Origin of the sequence: uncultured Bacteroides sp. (genome assembly GCF_905207245.1) — a bacterium.
Taxonomy (GTDB): domain Bacteria; phylum Bacteroidota; class Bacteroidia; order Bacteroidales; family Bacteroidaceae; genus Bacteroides.
Genome location: NZ_CAJLKP010000123.1, coordinates 1 through 9,984, shown reverse-complemented (window position 1 = coordinate 9,984; position 9,984 = coordinate 1). Strand labels below are relative to the sequence as shown.

General features: G+C 47.7%; 6 protein-coding genes. 2 read left to right on the top strand and 4 right to left on the bottom strand.

The annotated features are described in order from the left end of the window. Positions 1-278 precede the first annotated feature (278 nt). Together QZ135_RS23245 and QZ135_RS23240 are read left to right on the top strand one after the other, a co-directional pair. The gene (locus QZ135_RS23245) at positions 279-911 is read left to right on the top strand and encodes a DUF4136 domain-containing protein (RefSeq protein WP_009129381.1); all 633 of its coding nucleotides are present in this window, start codon (positions 279-281) and stop codon (positions 909-911) included. Positions 912-989: 78 nt separating this feature from the next. Further along, complete coding sequence (locus QZ135_RS23240) at positions 990-1,619, top strand: outer membrane beta-barrel protein (protein ID WP_294615223.1); 630 nt, start codon at positions 990-992, stop codon at positions 1,617-1,619. Positions 1,620-1,821: 202 nt separating this feature from the next. Here QZ135_RS23240 and QZ135_RS23235 read toward each other — a convergent pair whose 3' ends face one another. From QZ135_RS23235 to QZ135_RS23220, 4 genes are all read right to left on the bottom strand, one after another. Continuing rightward, a complete protein-coding gene (locus tag QZ135_RS23235) occupies positions 1,822-4,944 on the bottom strand; it encodes a glycoside hydrolase family 3 N-terminal domain-containing protein (RefSeq protein ID WP_294615220.1) in 3,123 nt (1,040 codons plus the stop codon). A gap of 130 nt (positions 4,945-5,074) precedes the next feature. Further along, complete coding sequence (locus QZ135_RS23230) at positions 5,075-8,077, bottom strand: glycoside hydrolase family 3 N-terminal domain-containing protein (RefSeq protein ID WP_294615217.1); 3,003 nt, start codon at positions 8,075-8,077, stop codon at positions 5,075-5,077. A gap of 10 nt (positions 8,078-8,087) precedes the next feature. After that, positions 8,088-9,014 (bottom strand): metallophosphatase, encoded by a 927-nt coding sequence (locus QZ135_RS23225; protein WP_294615214.1) that lies wholly within the window; start codon positions 9,012-9,014, stop codon positions 8,088-8,090. 45 nt (positions 9,015-9,059) lie between these two features. Beyond that, positions 9,060-9,833, bottom strand: a complete 774-nt coding sequence (locus QZ135_RS23220; RefSeq protein WP_294615212.1) for a 5'-nucleotidase — start codon at positions 9,831-9,833, stop codon at positions 9,060-9,062. Positions 9,834-9,984 lie beyond the last annotated feature (151 nt).

The following is a 9,984-nucleotide window of genomic DNA, read 5'->3' as shown; positions in this document are numbered from 1 at the left end:
ATGCTTCCATATGAATTTCTAATTTTAGAAGTGTCAACTTATTCAGTACACTACACACATCTATCTTTTATCAAAAGCACCCTACTAAGGCAAGGTTCAGATACCTGTGTCCACGATTCAATATACATCTAAGCTCAAACGAAGCAGTACTTTCCCACCAAAAAACACAAATTTAACATACCTTCTTCTGAACCTTTTATTTTTTATCTTGTTCATGTACCAAAAGCCTGAGGTACCAGGGCAGGATTTTTATATTTAACCTAAACATTATAAGAAGTATGAAGAAATTAATTCCCCTATTATTGGTGGTCTTGACTTTCGCAGCCTGCGAAAAAGACCCTGACACGGATAAGCTGGACAACAAGTATCTGGTTTATACCAACTATGACGCGAAAGCTGACTTCAAAGCTTTCCAAACGTACTACATGCCGGACAGTATCCTCATCATCGGCGACAAGAAAGAAGCTGAGTACTGGAAAGATGATAACGCTCAAGAAATTCTGCAAGCCTATGCAACCAACATGAGCAATCGTGGTTATGTCCGCGTTGATGACCGTGACGAAGCCAACCTCGGTTTACAGGTCAGCTACATCAAGAGCACTTACTACTTTAATGACTATGGACGCCCCGAATGGTGGTGGAACTACCCAGGATATTGGGATGCACCTTACTGGGGTAACTGGGGCGGATGGTACTACCCGTATGCCGTAACCTATACTTATAGCACCGGTTCATTCATTACCGAACTCCTCAATCTGGAAGCCACTCAAGGCGAAAAAGAAAAACTGCCCGTACTCTGGACAAGCTATATGAGCGGATTGCTCAGCGGTTCCAGCTCTGTCAATGCGAAGTTGGCGGTTGAAGGTGTAAACCAGGCTTTCACTCAATCCTCATATCTGACTAATAAGTAATTAGTAGCTAGTAGTTAAGTAGTTAGTAGAAGATGGTCCGGAAGCGGACTATCCCGTAACTTAAAAACAATAACAAATATGAAAACAATAAAATATATTTCCATGAGAGTACTGGCAGTTGCCGCCCTGGCTCTCGTCTTCGCCATGCCGGCAAAGGCACAAATGACCGATAACGGTTATGCCAATATCGATTGGCAGTTCAACTTTCCCCTGAGCAACCACTTCGCTGACAAAGCCAGCGGATGGGGTATGAGTTTTGAAGGTGGTTATTACGTAACCCCGAACATTGCACTCGGTGCTTTCTTGGCTTACCACAGCAACCACGAATACTTCGGACGCCAGACACTACCCGTAGGTGAAGGCGGTAGCATCAATACCGACCAACAGCACACGCTGTTCCAGTTGCCTTTCGGTCTTGCCGGACGTTACACTTTCGACCGTGGCGGAGCTTTCCAGCCTTACTTCGGTTTGAAAGTCGGCCCTCAGTACGCTGAAATCAAATCTACTTTCAACGTTTACGAGGCTAACAAGAGCACATGGGGCTTCTACGTATCACCGGAAATCGGCCTCAATATCTATCCATGGGCTTACGGACCGGGTCTGCACATCGCAGCTTATTACAGCTACGGTACCAACAAGGGTGATTTGTTCACTTACAGTGTAGACGGTTTGAGCAATTTCGGTCTGCGTCTGGGTATTGCATTCTAACATAATTTGCATTATAGCACAGATATAAGTTTGACTGGTATTAATTGATTGTTTCAAGACGTGTAAAAAAAGGGAATAGCCGGCCGCGTGAGCGGGGGACTATTCCCTTCGTTTGTATTAGTTACGAGCTACAAGTTACGAGCTACGAGTGCCTTTCGGCGTAATAGCGCAGCACTCGTAGCTTGTAGCTTGTAGCTCGTAACTACCTCAACGCCTGGTATATCACCTCCTGTATCCGTGTACGGATATCCAACTTCATCAGCTTCGTATTCCATACATCGGGATAAATGCGATTACAAAGAAAGACATAAACAAGACCATTCGTCGGGTCCACCCAAGCACAAGTACCTGTGAAGCCGGTATGTCCGTAGACAGTGGCCGGAGCAGCGACTGCACACGGGCTCTTTGCCGGATTCTGCCGGTCGGGCTTATCGAAACCAAGACCACGACGGCTGATACGGGAAACGGTAGTAGTAAAGACACGGCAAGTTTCCGGACTCAGATAACGTTTGCCATCCAATTCACCTCCATTCAGCAACATCTGATAGATGCGCGCCACTTCCGTGGCATTAGAGAACAGTCCGGCATTGCCCGACACACCACCCAGGAAGGCTGCGGACTCATCATGAACAAATCCTTGAAGCACCGTTTTCCGCAGGAACGGGTCGATGGAAGAAGGTATGATTTCGGCTTTTGGTACAGGCGTATAAGTACCGGAAACAATACCAACAGCAGCCGCACCTTGCAGAGGTAAGTATCCCGTACGCTTCAGCCCCATCGGTGCATAGAATTCCTGTTCGAGGAAAGCATCCATTGACATCCCCGTACGTGCCTCAACCACCTGTTGCAACAGGATGAAGCCAACACAACTATACCGGTAACGGCGGTCGCGCAAAGGTGCTTTCACAATCTTCTGCCAATATTCTTCTTTAAAGGAACGGTTCAGCCACAGGCTATCACTTACCTGCAACGTATGTTCCGCCGTACGCACTTTAGACGTCAGTCCTTCCTTGAACCTGAATTTCGGATTCGCCCAGGTACGGGCGCCTATCTGTACGGAATGAGTCGCATCCGGTCGCGCTTTGAAAAGAGTTCCTGCATAACTATCCCCATCTATCGCTTCCTGATAGAACAGCAACGTGGACGGCAATCCGGATTCGTGCAACAATAACTGGCGAATAGTAATATCTTTCTTATCCGTATCCTGCAACCAGGGCAAATAATCCGAAGCACGGTCCGTTAGGCTCAAACGGCCTTTATCGTACAACTTCATAACGGCAAGCAGCGTCGCTGTAGTCTTTGTCAGGGAAGCCAGGTCATAAACATCCGTCGGAGACACAGGAAGACCTGCACCGGGAACACTCACTGCGGCAGGGAGCTTATTAGCCGAAATGCCGACCATTCCTCCCCAGGTATGCGTTCCGAATGCTTTATTATACATTTCCTTTCCACCTTTCAGCACCACAATCTGGCAACCGGGATAAGCTCCTTCTTTGATACCTTCTTTTGCTATGTCATCAATACGCGCCAGCAAACGGGAGTTCACTCCATATTCATCGGGAACAAAGTGACGCGGTGTTTTCGGAGTAATAGCGAGTCCGTCACCTGTTGCAAACAGACTACCAATACTTGCCGAAAGGTGTCCGTCCGCCGTAGCATCAGCATAGAGTATTCTCGCCACCTGTTCCTGTACATCGTCCATTGAAGAGTGAGCCAATATCACAGCATCAGCCGCAGATACTCCCCGGCGTATCTGCAACACCTGTTTGCCAGGAATGAAGAGCAGGTAAGCCACCGGCACATCCGGAGCAAATTCATTGAAGAAAGCTTGGTAAGGTATCAGGCGATGGTCCGTAACACAAACCAGGATGCGTTTGTATTGCGACAGGGAGTCACGCAGTTGCTTGCGCGCAACTTCCGGCAGTTCCTTTTTCAGTTGGAAGACGGCAGTGGAGGCTTTAATGTATCCGGAAAGTTCTTTCAGGAAAGGTTGAATTTCTTTTGCATCGCCTACATTGAGCACAGCTACCTCCCGGGTATCCGCGTCCAGAGGAAGCATATTGCCTTTATTCTGCAATACTGTGATTGCCGCTTGGTTCAGACGGCGTATCAGGTCGCGGGTATGCGCTGTATTGATACGGTTTCCCAAACCGGAAAGACGAACGAAAGGTTTCTTCGATAATCCGAGGGCATACTTATAAGTAAGCACCTTCCGGCACTTCGCTTCAATTTCTGCTTCAGTTAGTTCGCCACGTTTCACAGCATCCAGCACAGCATCCACTTCCTCCTTTATCCGCCGCGGGACAAGCAACAAATCATGCCCTGCCTTCAAAGCCTTCAAACAGACAGTCTGGTCAGTAGTAGAAACACCTTTCATGGCAAGCGCATCCGTAAACACCAATCCCTGGAACTTCATTTCCTGTGTCAGCAAATCGTGCACCACTTTGCGGGAAAGTGAAGACGGTACCCCCCGTTTCGGTTCAAGTACCGGCACTTCAAGATGTCCCACCATCATACCGGACAATCCTGCCTGAATGGCTTTTCTGAACGGATACAACTCCACACTATCCAGCCGTGCCCGCGAAAAAGATAATACCGGCAATGAATGATGTGAATCCACATCCGTATCACCATGACCGGGGAAGTGTTTACTTACAGAAAGCACACCACCTTCTTCCAGACCACGGGAGTAGGCTATAACCTTATCCGCCACATTCGCAGGGCTTTCACCGAAGGAGCGGGTATTGATAACCGGGTTCTTCGGATTGATATTCACATCCGCCACCGGGGCAAAGTTTACCTGCACGCCAAGTTCACGGCATTGCCGCGCCATCTCGCGTCCGTATTCATACAAAAGTTTATCATCCTGTATGCAACCCAGAACCATGTTGCGCGGAAACACCGGCGTGCCACGCAGCCTCATCGATAGTCCCCATTCACCATCAAAGGTTATCATCAACGGAACATCCGCCATCTTCTGCGCCTCATTCGTCAAAACCGCCTGGTTCTCTATCAGGCCACCGGAAAAGAGCAAGCCACCCACTTTATAATCGTTCACCACTTTGCGCAGCAGGTCGCGGTTAGCTTTATTTTGTTGCGGGGCAATTGTATAAATAAAGAGTTGTCCGATGCGTTCTTTCAGATTCATCCTGTCCATTACAGAGTCCACCCATTGCCGGCACTGTTCGTCACCGGAAAACTGGCGGATTATAATTGGTTCAACAGGAACTATGGGAGATTGCCGTGCAGGCAGAGGATGCGCCTGAGCGTTGAAACCGGCACAGCAACTGCATATCATAAGGAAGGATAGGAGTATTTTTTTCATTATCATCTATACATTAAGGCTACCAAAGTTATATCATTTCAAACACAAAGGCACGGTAAATACAGAATTTTTTTGACTAATTAGTAAAAAACACTGTATTTACCGTGCCCCCTGTAGTTTTATGCCCAGGCTATTTCAAGCTTTTATAAATGGCTTCCTGTATATTTGTCCGGATATTCATCTCTCCCAGTTTCGTATTCCAAACATTGGGACACAGGCGATTACTGAGGAATACATATACCGTCCGGTTCTCAGGGTCCACCCAGGTACAAGTACCGGTGAAGCCGGTATGCCCATAAACGGCAGATGTGGCCGAAGGAGCACAAGGACTATTCTTCAAGTCACTTAAATCAGGCTTATCAAAGCCTAACCCGCGACGGCTGATGGCAGAAGTTTCCGTTGTGAACAACCGGCAGGTAGCTTCACTCAAATAGCGTTTACCATTCAGTTCACCACCGTTCAGCAGCATCTGATAGATTTTCGCCACTTCCGTAGCCGTAGAGAACAGACCTGCATTACCGGAAATGCCGCCCATACAAGCAGCCGCTTCATCATGCACATAGCCGCATAAGTCCTGGCGGCGGAGAAAATCATTGGCTGCCGTAGGCATTATCTCTTGTTTGGAATATCTCAGCAAAGGCAGGTACATGGTGCGCTGCAAACCCATAGGAGCATAGAATTCTTTCGCAATATAAAGGTCCATCGGCAATTTGGCAATCGCTTCCACTACCTGTTGCAGCAGAATAAAGCCAAGGTCGCTATATACATACCGCTTGCCATCCATATCGCAACGGGCAATCTTTTGCAGGATAGTATTTTTGAAACTCTTATTCAGCCACATATCATCGGCCACATGCAGCGTATGGACAGATGACTCTTTCGCAGATACCAGTCCCTTCTTAAACTTGAAGTCCGAACAATAGTAGCTATGCTCGCTCACCTGTGTACGGTGCCATTTATCCACCCAGCTTTGGGCATAGGGGCCTTGCACGGTATTCGGGTCGATGGCTTCCAGGTAAAAACGGATATAAGGCGGCAGACCGGATTCGTGAAGGAGCAAATCTTTGATAGTGATATTCTTCTTATTCGTATTCCTCAGGAAAGGCAGATATTGGGATGCCTTATCCGTCAGTTTCAGTTTACCTTCGTCATAGAGCTTCATCACAGCAAGCAACGTAGCAGTTGTCTTGGTCAGAGAAGCAAGGTCAAACATATCTGTAGGCCGCACGGCAGTGGTGTCTTTATCGGAATGCATACCGAAACACTTGTCATATACCGGTTGCCCGTCTTTCAATACCAACACCTGGCAACCGGGATAAGCTTTCGCATCCAGCCCCGCCTCGACAATTGCATCAATCCGATGCAATTCATAAGACTTCATCCCCAAATCCTCAGGAATAACGTTCCCCGGCTTCATGCCCGGAACGATGACACTCCCCTCGCCCGCGCGGTAAAGTTTTCCGATACTCATGGACAGTTTTCCCTGCGCAGGAACCTTGGCAAATATCACACCCGCTACATATTGCTGAATATCCGCTTCGGACGAATGTCCCAGAACCACAGCACTGGCTTTGCTCAAAGCCGGCTCCAAAGGTTGCATACCACGATAGGATGTGAAGAAAGCATATACCATTGGTGCAGGCAGGTTCAGATTTGCCAGAAAATCATCAAAAGCAACCACACCGGCATCACTTCCCGACACGCTGACCACAATGCGGCGATAGTCAGCCAACTTGCGTGCCAGTTCTCCACGGGCATCAGCAGTCATCTCTTTCGTCAGGCGGAAATGTTCCATTGGAACTGGAGATAACTTCTTCATCTCATTAATAAATACACTATCCTTGCCCTCACCCACACTCAGCACTGCCATCGGGGCATCACCGACTGGTGTCAAAGGCAAAACTCCAAAATGATTGCCCAACACTGTCACAGCAGCTTGGCGCAACTTAGCGACCAATGCCCGTGCTTCGTCCGTATGGATGCGATAGCTCATTCCGCTGACTTGTAGCTGTGGGCGTGGCTGACGCAAACCCAACAAATATTTATAGGTAAGTATCTTACGGCATTTTGCCTCAACTTCTGCCTCCGGAAGTACCCCTTCCTTCACAGCAGCCAGCACCTCTCCCACTGCATTCTCGGTGTTGTACTGCACCAGCACCATGTCGTTTCCGGCAAGCAATGCCTTTGTCGTAAGCCGGGGCACAGACGATACACCTTTCATATCGAGTGCATCGGTAAACACCAGTCCCCGGAAGCCCATCTCATCCTTCAGCAATCCCGTCACTATATTTTTAGAGAGTGAAGAAGGTGTTATATTATCCGGTTCCAGAGCAGGCACCTGCAAATGTCCTACCATTACACCGCCCAAACCGTTGCGCACCATCTCTTTAAAAGGATACAGTTCCACACTATCCAGACGCTCACGGTTGTAATAGAGCACGGGCAATCCTTTATGCGAATCCACATCCGTATCACCATGTCCGGGAAAATGCTTGCTGACGGACAGCACACCGCCGCTTTCCAATCCCCGGCTGTAAGCCACTACTTTCTTCGCCACCTTCTTTGCATCTTCACCGAAGGAACGCACATGAATCACCGGGTTCAAGGGATTCGTATTGACATCTGCATCAGGCGCGAAATTCACATGCACACCCAGTTCGCGAAACTCACGCGCCACCTCACGCCCATATTCATAAATCAAACTGTTATCTTCAATACAACCAAGGGCTGCATTCTTTGGAAAATAGGGCGTACCCTCCAGACGCATGGAAAGTCCCCATTCACCATCAAAAGTAATCAATACGGGAACTTTGGAATTCTTCTGCGCAATATTCGTCAGTATCGCCTGCTCTTCCGGAGTACCTTCTGCAAACAGCAGTCCGCCAATCTTATACTTCTTGACCAGCTCACGTATCCGCTTCTTTTTCTGTTTATCCGCCCTGGCAGGGAAGGTAGTGACAATCAGTTGTCCGACTTTCTCTTGCAGATTCAGTCCCGCATATACGGAGTCTACCCACTGTTTGCAACGACCATCTGCCGCTGAAGGAAGAAAAGGTGCTTCCGCCTGTGCGTGAAGCAATGATTGGCTACCCCCGAAAAGAGCAACCAATACTAAGAGAATAGTTCTCTTCATTTTTTATTTATTACTTAGATGATGATTGAGATTCTTCGTTTTGGGTAAGCGTCAACTTCAACATGCCGACATAAATCCCGCTCTTTCCTGTATGCAGTACGGGCACGTTCTTACCGTCCTTATTTAAATAAATCGCCGGTTCTTTCATAAAGGTATGCGTATGCCCACCCAAAATGGCATCGATATGGTCTGTTTTCTGCGCCAATACTTCATCGCAAGGAGCGTCCTTCAACTGATAGCCGAGGTGTGACAAACAGATTATAACATCACAGTTCTCTTGGTTTTTCAACAAGTCTACCGTTTTTTGCGCCACTTCTATCGGGTCATTGTAAACCACGCCTTCGCACTTATCGGCCTGCACCAGTCCTTCCATCTTCGGTGAAAGACCGAACACACCTATTTTTAATCCGTTACGTTCAAGAGTAATGTAAGGTTTCACCAATCCTTCCAGCACCGTGCCCGTCACATCATAGTTGGCACATACCACCGGAAAGTTTGCCATACGAAACAGACGTGCCATATTTTCCAAGCCGAAATCAAATTCATGATTCCCGATTGCCATGGCATCATAACCCATAAGGTTCATCATTTTGATTTCCACTTCACCTTGGAACAGATTATAATAGGGCGTTCCCTGAGAGATGTCTCCGCAATCGAACAATAACAAATCGGGATTAACCGCGCGCGCTTCTTTGATAAGAGTAGCCCGGCGCACCGTTCCACCCATACCTGCATAGCGGTCGGCAGCATGTGCCGCAATAGGCTCGATGCGGCTATGTGTATCACTGGTCTGCAAAATCACTAATTGCTTGGTATCCTGAGCAGACTCGGGAGCCACCAAACAAAGAGGTTCCACAAGAATTTCTCTGGTGGATTGTTGTGCTGATGCCGGAAAAAGGTAACCAACAGCCAATAGCAAAAGAATATATCGTTTCATGAATGACAAATTAAAAGTTATGAATGATTTATTTAAAGAAGACGATTACTCATCTTTCACCGTTACCCTACCTTCCAGACGGGAGGTGATTTTCTTTCCGGCAGCAGTCTGTTGTTCCACATAGTCCATGAACAAACCACGCAAGGTAGCTCCATCCGGGCATTCCCGTTTTTCAGCCTGCGGCAAGGCTATCATGCCGTCATTGCCATCGGCCAGATAATCAATGGTAGCAACGGTATAGAGTTGGTCATCTTCTACCGGACGACCGCCAACCGTGCCCTGCAGTAGTTTTCCGTCTTTCGTTATCAGAAGTTGCACACCACTGACACCTTCACCATGACGCACTGCAATATTGTTGAACAATTCTTTCAGGTAAACGCCTTTCATGGTCAGCACACAAAGGGAGTTCTCAAAAGGTAATATTTCATAGACATTTTCGCAGGTAATGGGCCCCTCTGTCAGCACATTGCGCAAGCCTCCCATATTTACCAGTCCCATATCGGCAGGTTTTCCCAACACTTGTCCGGCTGCATTACGCAACACATCGGCCACCAGATTGGACAGCAGGCTTTCGGGAGCACCCTTATCCATGCTCATTTCCGCAGTGCCCACCACGCGATACATGATACTGTCAACTTTAGCCTTATACGGAGCAAGCAGTGCCACCGCTTCAGCATCGGGTTTGGCATCCCAGGTGGAGTCTATTGCGAACATTGTTCCTTCTGCCTTTGTCACTTCATATACTGGGTGACAAGAGCTTAGCAGAAGTGCAACAATCAGAAGCACACCGGGAATAAATCTTAAAGTTATTCTTTTCATTTTGTTCGGGTTTTTAAATTGCTACAAATATAACAAATAGTCTTTCTTTGTCACGTCCTGACGGAAAGAAAAAAAGAAAGTTTCTTCATTTCGGAGCGGATTTGAATCAGTTGACGAGGGGACAAGTTGACAAGGGAACAAGGTTCCATGC

What these genes read in the sequence shown, in the direction of transcription:
- QZ135_RS23245 (WP_009129381.1), top strand. Translation starts at nt 279, where the DNA reads ATGAAGAAATTAATTCCCCTATTATTGGTGGTCTTGACTTTCGCAGCC.
- QZ135_RS23240 (WP_294615223.1), top strand. Translation starts at nt 990, where the DNA reads ATGAAAACAATAAAATATATTTCCATGAGAGTACTGGCAGTTGCCGCC.
- QZ135_RS23235 (WP_294615220.1), bottom strand. Translation starts at nt 4,944, where the DNA reads ATGAAAAAAATACTCCTATCCTTCCTTATGATATGCAGTTGCTGTGCC.
- QZ135_RS23230 (WP_294615217.1), bottom strand. Translation starts at nt 8,077, where the DNA reads ATGAAGAGAACTATTCTCTTAGTATTGGTTGCTCTTTTCGGGGGTAGC.
- QZ135_RS23225 (WP_294615214.1), bottom strand. Translation starts at nt 9,014, where the DNA reads ATGAAACGATATATTCTTTTGCTATTGGCTGTTGGTTACCTTTTTCCG.
- QZ135_RS23220 (WP_294615212.1), bottom strand. Translation starts at nt 9,833, where the DNA reads ATGAAAAGAATAACTTTAAGATTTATTCCCGGTGTGCTTCTGATTGTT.